The organism is Citricoccus sp. I39-566, assembly GCF_031432995.1.
Classification (GTDB): Bacteria; Actinomycetota; Actinomycetes; order Actinomycetales; family Micrococcaceae; genus Citricoccus; species Citricoccus nitrophenolicus_A.
In genome coordinates this window covers 12,326-32,044 of the sequence record NZ_CP133842.1, presented here as the reverse complement: position 1 = coordinate 32,044, position 19,719 = coordinate 12,326, and the positions used below count along the sequence as shown (strand labels likewise).

The 19,719-nt window shown below is 73.5% G+C and carries 18 protein-coding genes; 15 read left to right on the top strand and 3 right to left on the bottom strand.

Annotated features, from left to right (window positions below):
- Positions 1-87: 87 nt before the first annotated feature.
- The 3 genes from RE421_RS00155 to RE421_RS00145 all read left to right on the top strand — a co-directional run bounded on the left by RE421_RS00155 (position 88) and on the right by RE421_RS00145 (position 3,278).
- Positions 88-1,281, top strand: a complete 1,194-nt coding sequence (locus RE421_RS00155; RefSeq protein ID WP_309812438.1) for a MarP family serine protease — start codon at positions 88-90, stop codon at positions 1,279-1,281.
- A 193-nt stretch (positions 1,282-1,474) separates the two neighbouring features.
- A complete protein-coding gene (locus tag RE421_RS00150; RefSeq protein ID WP_309812436.1) occupies positions 1,475-3,142 on the top strand; it encodes a sodium-dependent transporter in 1,668 nt (555 codons plus the stop codon).
- 1 nt (position 3,143) lies between these two features.
- Positions 3,144-3,278 carry a methionine/alanine import family NSS transporter small subunit gene (locus tag RE421_RS00145; protein ID WP_309812434.1) on the top strand — a complete coding sequence of 45 codons (135 nt, stop codon included), beginning with the start codon at positions 3,144-3,146 and terminating at the stop codon, positions 3,276-3,278.
- A gap of 91 nt (positions 3,279-3,369) precedes the next feature.
- Here RE421_RS00145 and acs read toward each other — a convergent pair whose 3' ends face one another.
- Positions 3,370-5,439, bottom strand: coding sequence for an acetate--CoA ligase (gene acs, locus RE421_RS00140; protein WP_396134536.1), 2,070 nt, complete (start codon positions 5,437-5,439; stop codon positions 3,370-3,372).
- 272 nt (positions 5,440-5,711) lie between these two features.
- On the opposite strand from acs, the gene RE421_RS00135 reads away from it, so the two are divergent.
- The 10 genes from RE421_RS00135 to RE421_RS00090 all read left to right on the top strand — a co-directional run bounded on the left by RE421_RS00135 (position 5,712) and on the right by RE421_RS00090 (position 13,624).
- Positions 5,712-6,872 carry a hypothetical protein gene (locus RE421_RS00135; RefSeq protein WP_309812431.1) on the top strand — a complete coding sequence of 387 codons (1,161 nt, stop codon included), beginning with the start codon at positions 5,712-5,714 and terminating at the stop codon, positions 6,870-6,872.
- Entirely contained in the window at positions 6,869-7,681 is an 813-nt protein-coding gene (nth, locus tag RE421_RS00130; RefSeq protein ID WP_309812429.1) for an endonuclease III, read from the top strand. Before RE421_RS00135 ends, nth begins: the two co-directional genes overlap by 4 nt.
- Positions 7,678-8,487 carry a CoA pyrophosphatase gene (locus RE421_RS00125; protein WP_309812426.1) on the top strand — a complete coding sequence of 270 codons (810 nt, stop codon included), beginning with the start codon at positions 7,678-7,680 and terminating at the stop codon, positions 8,485-8,487. Before nth ends, RE421_RS00125 begins: the two co-directional genes overlap by 4 nt.
- Before the next feature lie 105 nt (positions 8,488-8,592).
- The gene (locus tag RE421_RS00120) at positions 8,593-9,840 is read left to right on the top strand and encodes a hypothetical protein (protein WP_309812422.1); all 1,248 of its coding nucleotides are present in this window, start codon (positions 8,593-8,595) and stop codon (positions 9,838-9,840) included.
- Positions 9,837-11,186 carry a TadA family conjugal transfer-associated ATPase gene (locus RE421_RS00115; protein ID WP_309812419.1) on the top strand — a complete coding sequence of 450 codons (1,350 nt, stop codon included), beginning with the start codon at positions 9,837-9,839 and terminating at the stop codon, positions 11,184-11,186. The genes RE421_RS00120 and RE421_RS00115 overlap by 4 nt, the downstream gene beginning before the upstream one ends.
- Complete coding sequence (locus tag RE421_RS00110; RefSeq protein WP_309812417.1) at positions 11,170-11,823, top strand: hypothetical protein; 654 nt, start codon at positions 11,170-11,172, stop codon at positions 11,821-11,823. Before RE421_RS00115 ends, RE421_RS00110 begins: the two co-directional genes overlap by 17 nt.
- Entirely contained in the window at positions 11,820-12,341 is a 522-nt protein-coding gene (locus tag RE421_RS00105; protein ID WP_309812413.1) for a type II secretion system F family protein, read from the top strand. The genes RE421_RS00110 and RE421_RS00105 overlap by 4 nt, the downstream gene beginning before the upstream one ends.
- 147 nt (positions 12,342-12,488) lie before the next feature.
- Positions 12,489-12,746, top strand: coding sequence for a DUF4244 domain-containing protein (locus RE421_RS00100; protein ID WP_309812410.1), 258 nt, complete (start codon positions 12,489-12,491; stop codon positions 12,744-12,746).
- Between the two features lie 105 nt (positions 12,747-12,851).
- Complete coding sequence (locus RE421_RS00095; RefSeq protein ID WP_309812407.1) at positions 12,852-13,235, top strand: TadE family type IV pilus minor pilin; 384 nt, start codon at positions 12,852-12,854, stop codon at positions 13,233-13,235.
- Complete coding sequence (locus tag RE421_RS00090; protein WP_309812402.1) at positions 13,232-13,624, top strand: Rv3654c family TadE-like protein; 393 nt, start codon at positions 13,232-13,234, stop codon at positions 13,622-13,624. Before RE421_RS00095 ends, RE421_RS00090 begins: the two co-directional genes overlap by 4 nt.
- Here the strand turns inward: RE421_RS00090 and RE421_RS00085 are convergent.
- Positions 13,549-15,978 (bottom strand): DEAD/DEAH box helicase, encoded by a 2,430-nt coding sequence (locus RE421_RS00085; RefSeq protein ID WP_309817492.1) that lies wholly within the window; start codon positions 15,976-15,978, stop codon positions 13,549-13,551. The genes RE421_RS00090 and RE421_RS00085 overlap by 76 nt on opposite strands.
- Positions 15,979-16,089: 111 nt before the next feature.
- Positions 16,090-16,803: a GNAT family N-acetyltransferase gene (locus RE421_RS00080; protein WP_309812400.1), complete on the bottom strand. Its 714-nt coding sequence runs from the start codon at positions 16,801-16,803 to the stop codon at positions 16,090-16,092.
- Positions 16,804-16,953: 150 nt separating this feature from the next.
- On the opposite strand from RE421_RS00080, the gene RE421_RS00075 reads away from it, so the two are divergent.
- Both RE421_RS00075 and RE421_RS00070 read left to right on the top strand, forming a co-directional pair.
- Entirely contained in the window at positions 16,954-17,895 is a 942-nt protein-coding gene (locus RE421_RS00075; RefSeq protein WP_396134535.1) for a rhodanese-related sulfurtransferase, read from the top strand.
- On the top strand, positions 17,892-19,718 hold the full coding sequence (locus RE421_RS00070; RefSeq protein ID WP_309812395.1) for a methyltransferase: 1,827 nt from the start codon (positions 17,892-17,894) through the stop codon (positions 19,716-19,718). The genes RE421_RS00075 and RE421_RS00070 overlap by 4 nt, the downstream gene beginning before the upstream one ends.
- The last annotated feature ends 1 nt before the right edge of the window (position 19,719 follow it).

Sequence of the window (19,719 nt, the reverse complement as noted above, 5' to 3'; positions counted from 1 at the left end):
TGATCCATTCTGCCCCATCTGCGGCAATGGTAACGGTAAAGTGGTGACTTACGCGTGTACGGGGGCGGACGCAGGAAGGCAGGCTCCTTGTTGATCGGACTGACCGTGCTGGACTGGGTCCTGGTGGTGGTCCTGTTCGTGTTCCTGCTCGCCGGCTACCGGCGCGGCTTCTGGGTGACGCTGGGTACCATCCTGGGACTGATGGCCGGTGCCGCCGCCGCCTTCTTCTCCATCCCGCTGGTCTCCGAGTGGGTCCCCGACCCGGCCTGGCGGCTGGTGGCCATCGTGGCCGCCGCCCTCGTGCTGATCCTGCTGGGCCAGGCGATCGGGGCCGGGATCGGTCGCGCCATCCGCCTGCGGATGGCGCTGCCCGCGCTGCGGACCGTGGACCGGCTGGCCGGCGCCGTCGTCAACACGGCCGTGGCGGCCGCCCTCATCTCCCTCGTGGCGTTCTCCGCCTCGTCCATGGGGCTGGCCCCGGTGACCACGGCGATCTCCGAGTCCCGGGTCATCACCACCATCAACAACCTGGCCCCGGAGTCCGCCAAGGCCCTCGTCGCACGGGTGCGATCCGCGGTGGCCGGATCGGACGTGGTGCCGGAGCTTCCGGTCCCGGTGACCACCGCCACCCCTGCGGCCCCCGAGGTCATGGCGGACCCGGGTGAGGCGCTGCAGGCGGCGCGGACCTCGGTGGTGCGGATCTCCGGGACCGCCCTGGTGTGCGGTCAGAACCAGACCGGGTCCGGCTTCGCCGTGGCCCCGGACCGGGTGATCACGAACGCCCACGTGGTCTCGGGACTGACGGAGCCCTCGGTGGAGTCCGCGGACGGCGCCGTCCACGCGGGGCGCGTGGTCCACTTCGACGCGGCGCGGGATGTGGCCGTGATCGCCGTGGACGGCGCGGACCTGCCGGACCTGGAGACGGGCGCGCAACTCGAGGACCAGGAGTCCGGGTACATCATGGGCTACCCCGCGGGCGGGCCCTTCCAGATGGACCCCGCCCTGGTGCAGGCCCGCGGCGAGGTCACCGTCAACAACATCTACGGCGCCGAGCCCGGGCTGCTGGACATCTACCAGCTGAACGCGGATGTGCAGCAGGGCAGCTCCGGCGGCCCGCTGCTGACCGAGGAGGGCGAGGTGGCCGGCATCGTCTTCGCGCGGGCCACCGGGGACGTGGAGGTCGGCTATGCCATCACCGGCGAGGAGGCCGAGCAGGCCCTGACCGGGGCGGAGCAGATGGAGGACACGGTCTCCACCGGCCAGTGCATCCAGGGCCACTGACGGGCCCTGGGCGGGCCGAGACGCGGGAACCTCCGGCTGACTAGTGGGTACCGGCGTGGGAATCGTGCATCCCGGCCCCCACCTGGTCTACTGTGGTGGCCATCACATTTCGCACCGCACCGCTGGTCCGCCGCCGTACCACCCTCAGGGCGGCAGGGGCCCAGCGGGATGGTTGATGACCGGGAGGACCTCCGTGTCAACGCAGACCGCTTTACCCCCAGGGGGCGCAACCCGCCGCGAGCAATTCGCGGGCCGCTGGGCCTTCATCCTCGCCGCCGTCGGCTCCGCCGTGGGCCTGGGCAACATCTGGCGCTTCCCCTACGTCGCCTATGAGAACGGCGGCGGCGCCTTCATCGTGCCCTACCTGGTCGCCCTGCTGACCGCGGGCATCCCGCTGCTGTTCTTCGACTACGCGATCGGCCACCGCTTCAAGGGCTCTCCGCCGATGGCCTTCCGGCGCCTCAGCAAGTGGACCGAGTCCATCGGCTGGTGGCAGGTGGGGATCTGCTTCGTGATCGGCGTCTACTACGCCGCCATCATCGCCTACGCGGCCATGTACACCTGGTTCTCCACCCACGAGGCCTGGGGCGATGACCCGGAGACGTTCTTCTTCGGGAACTACCTGCAGGTGGCGGACACCTTCGCCCCGTCCCTCCAGTTCGTCCCGGGCGTGTTCTGGCCGATGCTGGTGGTCTGGCTGATCCTGTTGGTGGTCCTGGGCGCCGGTGTCCGCAAGGGCATCGCGATGGCCTCGATGATCGGCATCCCGGTGCTGTTCGTCATGTTCATCGCCCTCGTGGTCGTGGCCCTGTTCCTGCCGGGGGCCCCGGAGGGCCTGAACGCCCTGTTCACCCCGAACTGGTCGGTGCTGACCGATCCGCAGGTGTGGATCGCGGCCTACGGACAGATCTTCTTCTCCCTGTCGGTGGGCTTCGGCATCATGATCACCTACTCCTCCTACCTGAAGCGGCGCACGAACCTCACCGGTTCGGGCCTGATGGTGGGCTTCACCAACTCCAGCTTCGAGATCCTCTGCGGCATCGGCGTCTTCTCCGCCCTGGGCTTCATGGCCCAGGCCAACGGCGTGGAGGTGGCGGACGTGGTCGCCAACGGCATCGGCCTGGCGTTCGTGGCCTTCCCGACGATCATCTCCCAGGCGCCGGCCGGGGTGCTGATCGGAGTGCTGTTCTTCGCCTCCCTGGTGTTCGCCGGCTTCACCTCCTTGATCTCCATCCTCGAGGTGGTCGTCTCCGCGGTGAAGGACAAGATCGGCTGGAGCCGTTGGACCACGGTGATCGTGGTGGTCGGCCTGTCCGGAGTCGTCTCGCTGCTGCTGTTCAGCACGACCACCGGCATCAACACGCTGGACGTCACGGACGCCTTCGCCAACAACTTCGGCATCGTGGGCGCCGCCCTCGTCGCCGTCGTGGTGGTCTCCTGGCTCCTGCGCCGGCTGGACCGGATGGTCAGCCACCTCAACGCGGTGTCCTCGTTCCGCGTGGGCCGCGTCTACAAGGTGCTGGTGGCCGTGATCCTGCCGATCGTGCTGGCCTACATGTGGATCTCGGACATCGTGCTCAAGGCGCAGGACGGCTACGGGGACATGCCCTCGTGGTTCGTCGGAACCTTCGGCTGGGGCATGTCCATCGCCCTGATCATCGTGGCCATCCTGCTGTCACTGCTGCCGTGGTCCGAGAAGTCCGGTCTGCACCGGGAACTCAACGACAACCTGGGCCCCGAAGCCGTGCCCGGGGACGAACCGCCGGTGGGCTCGGCTCAGGGCGTCCAGTCGGCTCCCGCGAGCCACGGCCGCCGTGCCGAGGCCCCCGCACATCCCCAGAACCCAGAGAAGGGAGCCTGACATGGACCCGATCGCCATTGTCTTCATGCTCATCGCCATCGTGGTGGTCTGGGGCGGCATGGCCGCCTCACTGGTCCACCTGGTGAAGAACCCGGACCACCTCTCCGGTGAGGAGGGCGCGACCGACCCCTCCTGACACACCGTGCCCAGGCACAAAGTGACGCCACCCCGTCCTTTGGGACGGGGTGGCGTCACTTTGTGCCTGGGGTCGGTGCCCGGGAGGAGGACTACTTCCGCAGCGACTCGGCGATCTGCTGCATGATGGACGGGTCGGACAGGGTGGAGGCATCGCCCGGGTCCCGGCCCTCGGCCACGTCCTTGAGCAGGCGGCGCATGATCTTGCCGGAGCGGGTCTTGGGCAGCTCCGGCACCACCAGGATGTGCTTGGGCTTAGCGATGGCCCCGATCTCTGAGGCCACGTGGGCCCGCAGGTCGGCCTCGGTCTGGACCGGATCGACCGCACCGTCCGCCTGGGATTCCTCGGTGAGGATCACGAACGCCACCACGGCCTGGCCGGTGGTGGCATCGGTGGCGCCGACCACGGCGGACTCCGCCACGATCGGGTGGGACACCAGGGCGGACTCGATCTCCGAGGTGGAGAGGCGGTGCCCGGAGATGTTCATGACGTCATCCACGCGCCCGGTGACCCAGACGTCCCCGTCCTCGTCCCTGCGGGCGCCGTCCCCGGCGAAGTACATCCCCTCGAATCGGGACCAGTAGGTCTCCTTGAAGCGCTCGGGGTCGCCCCAGATGCCGCGCAGCATGGCAGGCCACGGATCCCGGATGACCAGGAACCCGGCGCCGGCGCCCTCGAAGGACCGGCCGGCCTCGTCCACCACGTCCACGGTGATCCCCGGGACGGGAGTCTGGGCTGAGCCGGGCTTGGTGGCCGTGACACCCGGCAGGGGTGAGATCATGTGGGCGCCGGTCTCGGTCTGCCACCAGGTGTCCACGATTGGGGCGGGGTGCTCCTTGCGGGCACCCGGGGTGACGGAGCCGTCGTCGTTCTTCGTCCCGGCACCGGCGTTGCCGCCGATGACGTCCCGATACCACATCCAGGCCTCGGGGTTGATGGCCTCGCCGACGGATCCGAGCACGCGGATCGAGGACAGGTCGAAGGCGTCCGGCACCTGCCGGCCCCACTTCATGCAGGTGCGGATCGCGGTGGGGGCGGTGTACATGATGGTGATGCCGTACTTGGCCACGATCTCCCACCAGCGGCCGGTGTGCGGGAAGTCGGGGGTGCCCTCGTAGATCACCTGGGTGGCGCCGTTGACGAGGGGCGCGTAGGTGACGTAGGAGTGCCCGGTGACCCAGCCGACGTCGGCTGTGCACCAGTACACGTCCGTCTCGGGATGGAGATCGAAGGTGTCCCGGTGGGTGACGGCGGTCTGCACCAGGTAGCCGCCCGTGGTGTGCAGGATGCCCTTCGGCTTGCCGGTGGTGCCGGAGGTGTAGAGGATGTACAGCGGGTGCTCGGAGTCGTGCCAGACCAGCTCGTGCTCGTCCGACTGCTCGCCCAGCACGTCGTGCCACCACAGGTCCCGGTCTGCCGTCCACTCCACGTCCTGCTCGTTGCGCCGGACCACGAGGACATGGGCCACGGAATGGCCGGGCTCGGCCAGGGCGGCATCCACTGCCGGCTTGAGCATGGAGGGCTTTCCGCGCCGCCAGGAGCCGTCCGCGGTGACCACGAGCTTGGCCTCGGCATCGTCGATGCGCGAGCGCAGGGCATCGGCGGAGAAGCCGCCGAAGACCACGGAATGGACCGCGCCGATCCGGGCGCACGCCAGCATGGTGATGACGGTCTCGACGATCATCGGCAGGTAGACGGCCACGCGGTCGCCCTTGGTGACCCCGAGGGATTCGAAGGCGTTGGCGGCCCGACGGACCTCGGCGGCGAGCTCTGCGTAGGTCCAGGAACGCGAGTCGCCGGGTTCGCCCTCGAAGTGGATGGCCACGCGGTCGCCCAGTCCGGCCTCCACGTGGCGGTCCAGGGCGTTGTAGGCGGCGTTGGTGGTGCCGCCGACGAACCACTTCGCGAACGGGGCGTCGGACCAGTCCAGGACCTCGCCGAAGTCCTGCTCCCAGTGCAGCACCTCCCTCGCCTGCTCGGCCCAGTAGCCCAGCCGGTCGGCGGCGGCCGCCTCGTAGCGGTCCGCGCCCGCCACGGCCTGCGCGGCGAACTGGGCCGAGGGTGGGAAGCTGCGGTGCTCGTGGGAGAGGGTGTCCATGGTTCCGCCGCCGTCAGCCGCTGCGGACGGGGTGGCCGGTTCGTTGGACGCTGCTTGGCTCATGCGTACTCCTTGGTGGCGCGGTCACGGGGCCGCCGCCTGGAGGGGCGCGTCGGTGTAATGCCCATCACAGGTGGCCTGCGTCCTTAGACTAACGCGCCCGTGCGCCGTGTGAAGTACTCGAGGTTGCGTCAACGTTGCATGAGCCCCTCCGGCTGGTTCAATGGTGCAGAGACCATCCACAGGGGAACCGGCGACCATCGCCGGTCTGGATGCAAGGCATCGCCTGGGAGTCCCGCAGCGGCGGGCGGACCGGGGGATACAGGAGGAACCACATGAGCACTGCTCCGGATGCACCCGTCACCACGCACGCCGGTGGCGGCTCGGGACTGAAGCTGACCAGCTGGGACGTCGGGTTCCTCGCCTCCGCCCTCGTGGTCCTGGCCGGATCCCTGGTCCCGCTGATCACAGTGCGGTGGGGCGTGAACCTGTGGGGGGTCTACAACCTGTTCTTCCTGGGGATCGGCCTGCTCCTGCCGCTGACGGCCGCCGGCTTCCTCCTGGCCCGCGCCGCCTCCGGCCGGAGCACCCGGGACGCCGGCCCGCGGCTCGGCTCGCTCAGCACCGAGCAGTTCGCCCACGTGGCGGCCTGGCTCGCGTTGGCCTTCTACTTCATCACCTTCGCCACCTCCCTGGACCCCGTGCTGCTCATCGGCCTGGCCGGCTCCCTCGGCCTCGTGGTCACGTCCCCGCTGCGCCGGCTCGTCGCGCCGCTGGTCGCGGGGACCGGCGGCGCACGGGCCTCGGCCCACAGCCCGGCCCAGGACCCGGCCCACAGCCCGGTCCCGACGCCGGCCCCGGCACCGGACGCCGGCGAGGTCAGGGACCCGGCGGGCCTGGCTCCGGCTGATCCGATGCCCGCTGACCTCGAGCCCGCCGCATCGCGGGCGGCGGACTCCGAGGCGGAGTACTTCCCGAGCCCCGCCTACGGCCGACCGGGGTCCCAGGAGTCCCAGGGATCGTCGGCGTCGCCGGAGGAGTACCGCTCGTCCCCGGCGCCCGAGGACCCGACCGCCGGGGCCGAGATCGACGAGGAGCTCGGGATGACCCGCGTGCGTCCGCGCTCAACGGACGAGGCCGCCGCCTCGGCCACGGCGGCCTTCGGCGCACCGGCCGCAGACAGCGCTGACACCGCTGAGGCGCCTGACGCCTCAGCCACGGCCGGGGATCCCGAGGCCGCCGGCGCCGCGTCCAGCCCGGCGGAGTCCGGCCAGCCCGTACCCCGCGGCACGGAACCGGCGGACTACGAGGCCTTCTGGTTCGCGGTGGGCACCCGGCGCCCGGCGGTGGACCCGGAGAGCGGCACCCCGGTCTTCGAGCTGGAGCCCGGCGGCTGGATCCTCGCCCTCGAGGACCGCGGCCACGAGTTCCTGGTGCAGAACACGGACGGCCGCACCGGCGTGCTGCGGAACCTGACGGACATCGAGCGCGCGTGACCGGAAGCCACCCAGCCGCCGGAACCCCCACCGGGGAGAGCGCCCTGGCGCTCACGCGCCGGGCCCGCAAGGTCAACCGCGTGCTCGCGCAGACCTACCCCTACGCCGTGGCCGAACTGGACTTCAGCAACGCGTTCGAGCTGCTCGTGGCCACGGTCCTGTCCGCCCAGACCACGGACGTGCGGGTCAACGCCACCACCCCCGGGCTCTTCGCGCGGTTCCCGGATGCCGAGGCCATGGCCCACGCGGACGAGCGGGAGCTCCAGGAGATCGTGCGTCCGCTGGGCTTCTACCGGAACAAGGCCGCCGCCATCCAAGGCCTGTCCCGCGCCCTGGTGGAGCACCACGGCGGCGAGGTCCCCGGCACCGTGGACGCGCTGGTGGCGTTGCCCGGCGTCGGCCGCAAGACGGCCTTCGTGGTGCTGGGCAATGCGTTCGGGGTACCCGGGCTCACGGTGGACACCCACTTCGGCCGGCTGGCCCGGCGGCTCGGGTTCACCGCGCACCAGGACCCGGTCAAGGTCGAGCACGAGGTCGCCGCGCTGTTCGCCCCCCGCGACTGGACCATGCTCTCGCACCGGCTCGTCTTCCACGGCCGGCGCATCTGCCACGCCAAGCGCCCGGCCTGCGGGGCCTGCCCCGTCGCCCGCTGGTGCCCCTCCTATGGCGCCGGGGAGACGGATCCGGAGGCGGCGGCGCGACTGCTGAAGTACGAGCTGGCCCCCGGCCGCGAGGACCTGCTGGTCAAGATGCTGGCGGGGGCGAGCCGCGCCGAGCTGCGGGCCGAGGGATACAGTCTGGGAGCATGATCCAGATCGACGGAGCGCTCGCGGACCTGCGCCGCCTCGTGGGCCGGTACGGCACGCTGGACCCGGACCTGGCGGCCCGGTATGCCCACGTGCCGGAGGAACACCAGAGGCCCGACGACGGCGGCCGCGGCTGGGATTTCGGCATCACCCTGGTGCCCCCGCCGGGTGACGTGCCGCCGGTCGAATCGGCGGTGCTCGTGCTGTTCGGGGCGCTCGACGGCCAGCCGGCGCACTTCCACGCCTCCGCCGTCCCCGAGGACCTGGACCTCCTGCTGACCCAGCGCTCCCTGAGCCTGCGCCAGCATCCGGGACAGGTCGCCTTCCCGGGCGGACGCAAGGACCCCGAGGACGCGGACCACGTGCAGTGTGCCGTCCGGGAGGCCGAGGAGGAGACCGGACTGGACCGGGACGGGGTGCGGGTGATCGGCACCCTCCCGCCGGCGCCGCTGACCGTCTCGAACCACCAGGTGACCCCCGTGCTGGGCTGGTGGGACCGGCCCTCCGACGTCTTCGTGGTGGACGAGGGGGAGGCCGCCCGCGTGTTCCGCGTGCCCGTGGCGGACCTGGTGGACCCCGCCAACCGCATCACCACCTCCCTGACCCGGGGGGCCGCGGGGAACGCGCAGCGGTTCCGCAGCCCGGGATTCCTGGTCGCGGACGCCCTCGTCTGGGGGTTCACCGCGATCGTCATCGACCGGATCCTGGACCTGCTGGGCTGGTCCCAGGACTGGGACCGGAAGCGGATCGTGGACATCACCGACTGGGACGCCTCCATGCCCGTGCCCCGGACCGACCTGACGGGCTAGGCGGCTCAGGCCCGCTCCTCCACAGGCGACCGGGCCCCCGGCCGTCCTCCACAGGCGGCGGCCCGCGGCCGTCACGGTAGGTCCTCGGCAGGCCAGTCTGGAGCCATGGCCGTCCACGCATCCTCCCCGCTGCCCATCGTGTTCGTCTCCCCGCCCGATGCCGGCGACCCGGCGCCCCACGGGTTGATGAGCGGTGGTCGGATCCAGTCCGGGCTGCTCTGCGCCGAGGTGGCGGCCTGCGTGGCGGCGGTGGGCCACCGGCTGCACGTGGTCCCCCGGTCCTCGGGGTGGACCGAGGCGGCCCTGGCGGCGGCGGGGGAGCCCCCGGCGCTCGTGGTGTGGGGACTCGGCGCGGCGGAGGCCGTGCCGCAGGAGGTGTCTCAGCACCTCCAGCCAGGCCTCCGGCCGGACGTACCGGTGATTCCGGTGGCGCTGGTCGGGGCAGCCGGACCCGGCGGTGCACTGAGCCTGCCGGAGGATTCCCGGCAGCTGTGCCATGCGCTGGCGCGGGCGGACCCGGCCGGTGCTGTAGCCACGGACCGTGGGCAGGCCGTGGTGCTGGCCCACCAGGGCGCCGGCCCGGACGGCGACGCCCGATGGCCCGGACTGAGCTGGGCGCTGACCCTGCTGTGGGGCGGACCCGGGCGTGGACTCCTCGTGGATGCCCGCGGTCCCGGCGGTGGCCTCAGTGCCCGGCTGCGCGACCTCGCACCGCCCGGCACCGACTGCATCGGGTGGCAGAGCGCCGGAGAGGTCCCGGTCCCGGGGCCCGCCCTGGCGGCCCGGCTGCCCGGCGCCGGCGGGGTCCGCTGGTGGGGGTGGTCGCCTCCGGTGGATCCACCGGCGCCCGGGGTTCCTCTGGCGCCCGGCGAACCCCCAGAGACCGGCGCGACGCTTTGGACGGAATGGGAGGCTTGCGTCCAGTCGGCGCGCGAGGCCTTCGCCTGGACGGTAGTGGACGTCGGACGGGACCTGGACCGGGCCCGCGCGGCCGCTGACGACGGCGCCCCCGTGGTGCTGTGCACGGACCGGCCCCGGGCGGCAGACCCGCTCGGCCGGTCGATCGACCCGGACGTGCTGCTGCAGGCCTCGGACCCGCCCCCGGATCCCCCCGCGGGCTCGCCGCGGGACGCCCGCCTCGTCCCACACTCCGGCCAGAAGCCTCACTCCGGCCCGGCGCCCCACCCCGTGCCCTTCCGCGCCTCCGACTGGGCCGGGACGTCCTGGGCGGCCTGGCGCCGGTCGGCCCGTCGGGGTCCCGGCCGCCAGCTCGCGGCTGCGGTGGCGCTCCGGCTGGAGCAGCGGGCCGGAACCGGCCCCGGGGGTGTCCTGACCGGCAGGATCAGCCCATGAGCACCGGATGGTCGCCGGAACCGCCCCGGCCGGCCGGGCGACGCAGGACCCCGGGGCCGTCCACCGTCCGTCCCGCGGCGTCATCAGGACGATCGCCGGCAGCGGCAGCGGGCCAACCCGGCCTCCGGTCCCCGGGGCAGCGGCGTGCCCGGCGCTGGTTGGCCGGCCGGCTCGCCGATCCGGCGCGGCAGCGCAGCGGCGCCGAGGGAGCCAGGCCGGAGGCGATCCCGCCGGAGCTGGCGGCCGAGGCCGTGCGCCGGCACCTGCCCGCGGTCACCCCGCAGGAGGCCGCCGTGCAGATGCGGGCGGTGGCGGACGACCTCACCGGCCTGGGACCGCTGGCCGATCCGGCCCGGACCCCCGGCGTCACGGACGTCCTCGTGGACGGGGACGGGACCGTCTGGACGGACGGGATGGACGGTCTGAGGGACACGGGCCGGCGGGTGGACGCCGAGGACGCCCGCCGGCTGGCCATCCGTCTCCTGGCCCAGGGCGGGCGCCGGCTCGACGAGGGCCAGCCGTTCGGCGATGCCCAGGTCACCGGCGCCCGGGTGCACGCCATCCTGCCCCCACTGGCAGCCGGGGGAACCCAGATCAGCGTCCGGCTGGCGGCACCGGAGCCGCCGGGACTCTCCGACCTGGCCCGGGACTGGCCCCACGGGGAGGTCTGGCTGGCCGCCCTGCGGCACCTGGTGCAGTCCCGCGCCAACCTCCTGATCAGCGGTGCCACGGGCTCCGGCAAGACCACCCTGCTCTCGGCACTGCTCTCGGAGGTGCCCGCCGACGAACGGATCATCACCGTTGAGGACACCCGTGAACTGCGCCCCCGCCACGGACACGTCGTCTCCCTGCAGGCCCGGTCCGGCAACGCCGAGGGGGCCGGCGGCGTGCCCCTGGCCGAGCTCGTCCGGCAGGCCCTGCGCATGCGGCCCGACCGACTCATCGTCGGGGAGTGCCGTGGCGCGGAGGTCGCGGACTTCCTGGCGGCCATGAACACCGGGCACCGGGGCGCCGCGGGAACGCTCCACGCCAACTCGGCCACGGACGTCCCCGCCCGGCTGTTCGCCATGGGCGCCCTCGCGGGGCTGGGGGCGGAGGCCTTGGCCCTGCAGGCCTCGAGCGCCGTGGACGCCATCCTGCACCTGGAGCGCACGGACGCCGGCCGGCACCCGGTGGAGCTGGCCCTGGTGGACCGGTCGGGGTCTCGGGAGGGCACGTTCCGTGTGGTCCCGGCATGGTCGCTGACCGGGAGGGCCCTGACCCCCGGCCCGGGCCGGGACCTGCTGGAGGCCGTGGCCGGGGCTGCCGGTCGTCGCGGGGGTGGTCGCCATGCCCTGGACCGCTGAGGCGCGGGGCGGGACGCGCGCGGAGCACCGCGTGTGGCGGTGGTGGCCCGGCCAGTCCCGACGCCGCCGAGAGCGGGACGCCGAGGCGTTCATCACCCTGCTCCGGCGCGCGGCGGCCCTGTTGCAGGCCGGCCGCCGGCCCGACCGGATCTGGGCCGAGCTGGCCAGGCTGTATCCGCCCTGCCGCGCGGTCACCGGGGCGCCGTCCTCGTGCTGCCTGCACCACGTCCTGGTGGGGGCGGACGTGGAGGCCCTGCTCGGCGGGCCGTCCTTCGTGGGGGCCCGCGGGCCGGGGGAGGGGCGTCACTGGCGGCAGCTGGATGGCTGCCTCGAGGTCTCCCGGCACGCCGGGATCCCGCTCGCCGGACTCCTGGACCGCCTGGCGGACGCCCTGGAGGAGGGGCAGGACGCCCACCAGGCACGGGAGGCCGCGGCCGCCGGCCCACGCTCCACGGCGCAGCTGCTGGGGTTGCTGCCCCTCGCCGGCATCGGGATGTCCGCCGCGCTCGGGGCGCCGCCGGCGGAACTGCTGGCCGGACCGGTCGGCTGGCTCGTGGTGGGGACGGGCGGTGCCTTGGCCGTCGTCGGGCATCTGTGGACCCGGGCACTCATCCGACGATCGGAGACGTCCTCATGACGCCGTCCCCTCCGGACCGTCCCGAGCGCCGGGGGCACCCGGGTCGGGACGCCGAGCACGCCGAGCACGCCGAGGACGCCGACGAGACCGAGTCCACCCTGGACGCCGCGGTGGCCCTGGACCTGCTGGCGGGACTGCTCGACTCGGGCCAGTCCCTGGTCTCTGGTCTCGACCTGTTGGGCACCCATCTGCCGGGGGCCGGTCCCGTCCGCCGGGTGGCGCTGCTGCTGCGCGTCGGCGTCGAATGGGACGAGGCCTGGACGGCGCACGAACCGGAGGCCAGCGACCCGGACCTGCAGGAACTGGCGGGCGAGCTCCGCTTCGCGCACGTCACGGGCGCGCCCACGGCGGCCCTGCTGCGCTCCACCGCGGCCTCCCTCCGGCGGCACCGCAAGCGGCGGGCCGAACAGCGGGCGGCGGAACTGGGAACCCGCCTGGTGCTGCCGCTCGGGCTGTGCCAGCTGCCCTCCTTCATCTGCCTCGGCGTGGTCCCGCTGGTCCTGGCCCTGTTGCCCTGAACCGGCCCGCCCACTCCTCCACACCCGACCGACCGGGCGCAGCCATCCAGATCCGGGAGCACCGGACCCCCACGGCCGACCAGACCGGCGCAGGCTGGAACCAGGCGTCCACCACCGGCCGCCACCGCAACGAATCGAGGAGACACCATGACTGCCACCGTGCACCCCGAGGTCCGGGACCAGGACCAGCACCCGACCCCGGAACCGCCTTTGAGCCCCGTCCTGCACCGGTCACTGCCCCAGGGCCCGGACTGGCACGACGAGACCGGCGCCCAGACGGCCGAGTACGGGATCGTGACGCTCGCCGCCGTCGGCTTCGCCGGGGTGCTCGCCGTCATCCTGGCCGGCGCGGACGTCCAGGGGCTGCTCTTGGGCATCGTCCAGGATGCCCTGAGCTTCGGCTGAGCGTCCCGCCGACCGCCGGAGTCCGCCGCCCTCCCCTCAGGCGGCGGGCCCCGGACCCCGGGGCGATCCACGCGCCGGAGCAGCTGACCACGAACGGAGGACACCATGGACCGTCAGGACCCGACCGAGCGCGGATCGGTCACCGCCGAGTACGCCGTGATGCTGCCCGCGGCAGCCCTGGTGCTGGTCGCCGGCCTGCTCGCCGGTGCCGCCACCCTGCAGCAGGTCCGGCTGGAGGAGGCGGCGGCGGCCTCTGTGCGGCAGTTGGCCCGCGGAGAGACCGACGCCGAGGCCCGGGCCACGGCCCGCCGGATGGCAGGGGACGCCACGGACCTGAGCAGCGAGCGGTCGGCCGGATGGGTCTCCGTGACGGTGGACCACGCCCCGCCGGGGCCGCTGGCCTGGTGGGACGGCTGGCGGCTGGACGCCACGGCCCACGCACCGGATCAGTGGGCGGTGCCCCCGGTGCCCCCGGCGGGCACGCCATGAGCAGCGGCCCTCCCAGCCCGCACAGCCCGCGCAGACCGTCCGGGGAGGCCGGCGCCGGCAGCATCACGGTGGTGATCACGGTGTTGGTGACCCTGGTGCTGCTCGGCGCCACCCTGGCCCTGGGGACCGCGGCCACGGCGGCCGCCCGGGCCGCCGGGGCGGCGGACCTGGCCGCGCTCGCCGCCGCGGACGCCGCACGCGGGCTCGTGGCGGTGGACCCCTGCGCCCTGGCGGCCCAGACGGCCCAGCGCCACGGGGCAACGATGACCGCCTGCGTGGCCGAGGGCGACGGCACGGTGCGGGTGCGGACCCGCTACGACTCCCCGCTGCCGTGGCCCGCGGACGGCCGGTCCCGGGCCGGCCCGCCCGCCCCGTCGATCCCGGGCTGACGCGTCCTGGCGCCGGCGGCCCGCACCCGGTCCAGCACGAACCGCAGCAGGGTCGCCGCCCCGGCCTTGTCCAGCGGATTGTTGCGGTTGCCGCACTTGGGGGACTGCACGCAGGAGGGGCACCCCGAGGGGCAGGCGCAGGAGCGCACGGTGTCCAGGGTGGCCTGCAGCCACGTCTCGGCCTCGTGGAAGCCCCGCTCGGCGAAGCCTGCCCCGCCCGGGTGGCCGTCATACACGAACACGGAGGGCTGGCCCGTGTCCGGGTGCAGGGCCATGGACACCCCGCCGATGTCCCAGCGGTCGTTCGAGGCGACGATCGGCAGCAGGCCGATCATGGCGTGCTCGGCCGCGTGCAGGGACCCGGGCAGTCGGTCCATGGTCAACCCGGCGGCGACGAGCACCTCGGAGGGGCAGTGGAACCAGACGGCGGTGGTGAACAGGTCCCGGGCCGGCAGCTCGAGCGGCTCCTCGCCCAGGACCTCGCCGGAGACCATTGCCTTGCGCTGGTAGGACACCACCTGGGTGGTCACCTTCACCGGTCCGGTGCACCATTCCAGCTCTCCGGCGTCCACGCGCTCCACGGTGTCCAGGATCTCGATCTCGGTGATGTCCCGGGCCTGCGTGAAGTAGTCCGGCCAGGCCCGTCTCACCAGCACCGCGTGCGCGTCCTCGTCCAGGTCCTCCACCAGGTAGGTGCGGTCCTGGTGCACGTACACCGCGCCGGGGTGGGCCTGGTAGTGGGTCTGGGGCGAGCCCATCGTGCCGAGCAGCGCCCCGGTCTCAGTGTCGATGATGTCCGTCGGCCCGCCCCCGTCGTCCCGCAGGGACACCAACGACGCCGCGTGCTCGGGGTGGGTCCAGAACCAGCCGGCCGGCCGACGTCGCAGGTAGCCCTCCGTCACCAGCTGCTCCACCAGCGTCCGGACCTCGACCGGGTCGCCGAAGGCCCCGAGCCCGTCCGGGACCAACGGGAGCTCGGCGGCCGCGGCACACAGGTGCGGGGCCAGGATGTGCGGATTGGCGGGGTCGGTGACCGAGTCCTCCACGGCCAGCTCGAACACGGCCTCGGGGTGGTGCACCACGTAGGTGTCCAGGGGATCGTCGCCGGCCACATAGAGGGCCACGGACTCCTGGCCGGCCCTTCCGGCGCGCCCCACCTGCTGGAAGAACGACGCGCGGGTGCCCGGCCAGCCGGCCACCAGCACCGCGTCCAGTCCGGCGATGTCGATGCCGAGTTCCAGCGCGGGGGTGGAGGCCACCCCCAGCAGGCGTCCGGTCCGCAGGGCCGTCTCCACCTCCCGGCGTTCCTCCGGCAGGTAGCCGGCGCGGTAGGCGGCCACCCGGGGCGGCAGGGACGGGTCCACCTCGGCCAGCTCCCGCTTGGCGGCCGAGGCCATGGCCTCCGCCCCCCGGCGGGAGCGGATGAAGGCGATGGTCCGGGTGCCCGTCACGGCCAGGTCCGCCATCATCCCGGCCCCCTCCGCGGTGGCCGAGCGCCGCACGGGCGCCCCGTTCTCGCCCCGCTTGTCCGTCAGCTCGGGTTCCCAGAAGCCCACGGTCACGGCCCCGTGCGGGGAGGCGTCCTTGGTGACGGCCACGGCCGGGGCCCCGATCAGCCGGGAGAAGGACGCGGCCGGGTCGGCGCTGGTGGCCGACGCCCCGATGAACACCGGCCCGTCCGCGGACGGGGCCGCAGGTCCGGCCGACTGGCCGCCGTCCCGGCCGGCGCCGTCCCGGCCGGCGCCGGCCCGCCCCGGGGCGCCCCCACCCGAGCGGTAGTGTGCGCAGATCCGCGCCAGCCGGCGCAGCAGCACGGCCACGTGGGAGCCGAACACGCCCCGGTACACGTGGGCCTCGTCCACCACCACGAAGCGCAGCCGGCGGAAGAACCGGGACCAGCGCTCGTGGTGCGGCAGGATCCCCACGTGCAGCATGTCCGGATTGGTCAGCAGCACGTTGGCGTGCTCGCGGGCCCAGGTGCGATCGGCGGGGTCCGTGTCCCCGTCATAGGGGGCCGGGCGCAGCCAGCTGGCCCCGTCCCGGGCCAGGGCCCGCCAGGCCTGGAGCTGATCCGCGGCCAGCGCCTTGGTGGGGGAGAGGTACAGCACGGTGCCCGTGGGGTCCTCGTGCAGGGCGATGCCGGCGGCCAGCTGGTAGGCCAGGGACTTGCCCGAGGCCGTACCGGTCGCCAGCACCACGTGGGTGCCGTCGGCGGCCAGGGCCGCGGCCTCGGCCTGGTGCCGCCAGGGCTCCAGCACGCCGGAGCCACCCAGGGCGTGCGCGAGGGCCTCCGGGGTCCTCTCCGGCCACGGCACGGTGACGGCCCGGCGCTCGGGCAGGTGCCGGACGTGCAGCAGCTGGGACGGGACGATCCTGCGCCCGAGCGTGCGGGTCAGGGCCTCGGCGTCCCGCGGGTCGTCGGTGCGTGCCTGACCGTCGGTGCTGTCAGGCCCGTCGGCCTCCACTCAGTCGGCGTCCGAGTGGGACGGGTTCGCGGTGTGGTCATCCGAGGCCCCGTACACGGTGACCTCGGCGAGCTCGGTCCAGCCGAGGTGACCGTAGAGAGCCTGGCCGTCCGCGCTGGCCACGAGCAGGCCCTGCTCCACGTCATGCTCCAGGACCAGCGAGGCGAGGTAGCGCATCACCAGGGATCCCAGTCCCTGCCGGCGGAAGTCGGGGGAGGTCCAGATGCGGTCGAACACGGCGAAGCCGTCCACGGCGGCGACGCGGCCCCTTGCCGCCACGGCGCCCTCGCCCTGGGCGTGCTGGTCCGTGCTGGTGATGGTCAGCAGGAACCAGTCCGGGTCATGGCGCTGGACCTCGGCCTCGAACTCCTCGGGAACGATCGGAGCCTCCACGTCCTGGCCGACCATGTCCACCACCATCAGCATCTCGCCCGTGGAGAGTGCCTGGAGGGGGACGTCCGCGGGGACGGGTGGGGGCGTCCCCACCACCGTCAGCAATCGGCCCGGATGGCCCTGTACCTCGGCGGACACGGCCTTGAGGGAGGCCTCGTCCGGGTTGGCCAGGATGTACTCCCACTCCTGGCCGTCGTCGGTCTGGTGGCCGCTGCGCAAGGCAGCATGGACCACGCCGTCATGGTGCACGTCATAGTTGCGGCAGCGGGACCACCCGGTCACCCAGGTGCTGACCAGCGCGTCATTCAGGGCAGGAGTCATGGGACGAGACTAGCCGGAGGGGCACCGAACCCGCACGGGTCCGAGCCGGGTCGCCGCCGGTTCCCGCCAAATCGTCACCCGTCCGTAGCCTGCCGTCCACGCCCGGCCCGTGCCCCGGTTCGCGGCACCGCCCGGACTACCCTTGATCCGGTGAGCCAGTCCAAGATCGCCCTGTTCTACCGCTTCGCCCCGCTGCCGGACCCGGAGGCCGTGCGCCTGTGGCAGCACGCGCTGGCCGAACGCTGGGGCCTGACCGGACGCATCATCGTGGCCCCGCACGGGATCAACGGCACGGTGGGCGGCCCGATCGCCGCGGTGAAGCAGTATGTCAAGACCACCCGTTCCTACCCTCCCTTCGCCGGCCTGGAGGTCAAGTGGTCGGACGGCTCGGCGGAGGACTTCCCACGGCTGTCCGTCAAGGTGCGCCCCGAGCTGGTGGCCTTCGGCGTTCCCGAGGAGGTCACCGTCACGGACGCGGGGGTGCAGGACACCGGCACCCACCTGGAACCGGCCGCCCTGCACCGGCTCGTCGAGCAGAAGAAGGACACCGGCACCCCCGTGGTGTTCTTCGACGGGCGCAACGCCGTGGAGGCCCAGATCGGCCGGTTCGCCGGCGCCGTGGTCCCGGACACCACCACCACGCGGGACTTCGTGGCCGAGCTGGACTCCGGGAAGTACGACCATCTCAAGGACCAGCCCGTGGTCACGTACTGCACCGGCGGGATCCGCTGCGAGGTGCTGACCGCCCTCATGCAGCACCGCGGGTTCACCGAGGTCTACCAGCTCGACGGCGGCATCGTGCGGTACGGGGAGACCTACGGGGACGACGGCCTGTGGGAGGGCTCGCTCGCCGTCTTCGACCAGCGCATGCGCCTGGAGTTCTCCGACCACGCCGCCGTGATCGGCCGGTGCACCCTCTGCGGGGATCCCACGTCCGAGCTGCGCAACTGCTCCGATCCGGGGTGCCAGACCCTGGAGACGGTCTGCGACGGCTGTGCCACCACCGCCCCGGATCGCGTCTGCGCCGCCTGTACCGCCAGCACGGCCGGCACGGTCGATGCGTCCGGCGCACCGGCGAGAATGGACGCATGAGTGAACCGAACATCCCGGGCCGGCCGAGCACGCCGCCGTTCAACCACGCCCTGATCGATCCGCCGCCGTGGGGCACCGGCGGCGACCTGATCCGCCGGCTCGCCGCGGACCTGCAGGCCCTGGACTACACCGCCGAGGGCGTGGGCGCCCTGCTCGGGTCCCCGGCAACGGCCGCCCTGGACCGGGAGCAGGCGGAGCCGGCCCGTCGGCGCGTGGCCCAGGTGATGGGCGACGACGGCGCCACCGCCTCCCAGCGCGCGCTCGCCGCCGCGGTGTCCTGCTGGATGCTCGGCGACCCGGTGCCGGTGGCCGCCCTCGATGAGGCCCTGCCGACCCTCGGCTCCGCGGGCGCGGCTTTCCTGAACCTGGGCTGGATCCGGGCCGGGCACCTCCACCCCGTGGTGGACCTCTCCCCGTATGCCACCGACGACCACGGTGACCTGTGGGTGGCCAGTGACCAGACCGCCCTGCAGACCCGCTCCACGCTGCCGTCCTGGCACGTGGTGGGGATCGGGCGGGCCTCCTTGACGCTGGCGGGCAACGTCATCCGCCGGCCGGTGGCCCGCGCCCTGGACCTCGGCACCGGCTGCGGCGTCCAGACGCTGCACCTGCTCGCCCACGCGGACCACGTCACCGCCACGGACCTCTCCGACCGGGCGTTGGAGTTCACCGCCTTCAACCTGCTGCTCAACGCGGAGACCCTCGGCCTGTCCGGCACGGACCCGCAGTGGGCTCCGGACGCAGACCCATACGAGGCCCTGTACGGCCCCGGCGGCCGGGTCACGCTGGTCAGCGGCGACCTGCTGGAACCCGTGGCCGGGCGGCGCTTCGACCTGGTGGTCTCCAACCCGCCGTTCGTCATCACCCCGCGCGCTGAGACCAGTGCGCCGGCCGGCCAGCCGGCGGGGATCAACACCTACCGTGACGGCGGCCGGTCCGGGGACAGCCTGCTCGCGGAGCTCGTGGCGCGGCTGCCGGAGCACCTGGAACCCGGGGGCACCGTGCAGATGCTCGGCAATTGGGAGATCCACGAGGCCGGTGAGTCCGGTGAAGCTGGCGAGGGCGGCCGCATGGCCGGCGCCGCCAGCCCGCAGCTGCCCGGCTGGGACGCCCGCCCGCGCGGCTGGGTCCCGGCCGGCACGGACGCCTGGTTCATCCAGCGCGACCTGCTGGACCCGGCCGGCTACGCCGAGACGTGGCTGCAGGACTCCTCCGAACAGCTGGACCCGGCGGGCTACGCGCGGGCCTACCGCGGCTACCTGGCCGACTTCGCGGATCGGGGCGTGGCGGCGGTGGGCTTCGGCTACGTGTGGCTGCGCCGGCCGGTGTCCCCGCGCCCCGGACGGCTCCGCGCGGAGGTGCTCGAGGCGGAGCTGCAGCAGCCGCTGGGCCCTGCCTGGGCGGACGCGGTGGCACACTGGGACGTCATCGCTGGCGCAGACGGCGAGGCCGGTCCGGCGGATCCGGCTGGCTCGACCGGCCCGGCGGGCCTGGACCACCTACGGGCCCTGCACGTGCGGGTCCCCGGGGACGTGACGGAGGAGCGGCACCAGCGGTTCGGCGCCGACCACCCGGAGGTCATCCTCGCGCGGCAGGGCGGCGGATTCCGGCGCACCGCCCACCTGGACACCGCCACGGCCGGATTCCTCTCCGCCGCGGACGGCGAGTTCACCGTGGGCCAGCTCGCCGGCGCCGTGGGGGGACTGCTGGAGCTGGACGGGGCGGGGGAGACGGCCCTGCTGGAGGCCGTCGCCGAGCTGCTGGCGGACGGTTTCCTGGTGCTCGCCCCGGCCGTTACGGGACTGGAATCAACCGGAGTGTGAA

Coding starts and splice junctions, on each gene's coding strand:
- acs (WP_396134536.1), bottom strand. CDS start 5,439: ATGAGCCAAGCAGCGTCCAACGAACCGGCCACCCCGTCCGCAGCGGCT.
- RE421_RS00100 (WP_309812410.1), top strand. CDS start 12,489: ATGACTGCCACCGTGCACCCCGAGGTCCGGGACCAGGACCAGCACCCG.
- RE421_RS00125 (WP_309812426.1), top strand. CDS start 7,678: ATGATCCAGATCGACGGAGCGCTCGCGGACCTGCGCCGCCTCGTGGGC.
- RE421_RS00080 (WP_309812400.1), bottom strand. CDS start 16,803: ATGACTCCTGCCCTGAATGACGCGCTGGTCAGCACCTGGGTGACCGGG.
- RE421_RS00135 (WP_309812431.1), top strand. CDS start 5,712: ATGAGCACTGCTCCGGATGCACCCGTCACCACGCACGCCGGTGGCGGC.
- RE421_RS00070 (WP_309812395.1), top strand. CDS start 17,892: ATGAGTGAACCGAACATCCCGGGCCGGCCGAGCACGCCGCCGTTCAAC.
- RE421_RS00145 (WP_309812434.1), top strand. CDS start 3,144: ATGGACCCGATCGCCATTGTCTTCATGCTCATCGCCATCGTGGTGGTC.
- RE421_RS00105 (WP_309812413.1), top strand. CDS start 11,820: ATGACGCCGTCCCCTCCGGACCGTCCCGAGCGCCGGGGGCACCCGGGT.
- RE421_RS00110 (WP_309812417.1), top strand. CDS start 11,170: ATGCCCTGGACCGCTGAGGCGCGGGGCGGGACGCGCGCGGAGCACCGC.
- RE421_RS00095 (WP_309812407.1), top strand. CDS start 12,852: ATGGACCGTCAGGACCCGACCGAGCGCGGATCGGTCACCGCCGAGTAC.
- RE421_RS00120 (WP_309812422.1), top strand. CDS start 8,593: ATGGCCGTCCACGCATCCTCCCCGCTGCCCATCGTGTTCGTCTCCCCG.
- RE421_RS00090 (WP_309812402.1), top strand. CDS start 13,232: ATGAGCAGCGGCCCTCCCAGCCCGCACAGCCCGCGCAGACCGTCCGGG.
- RE421_RS00115 (WP_309812419.1), top strand. CDS start 9,837: ATGAGCACCGGATGGTCGCCGGAACCGCCCCGGCCGGCCGGGCGACGC.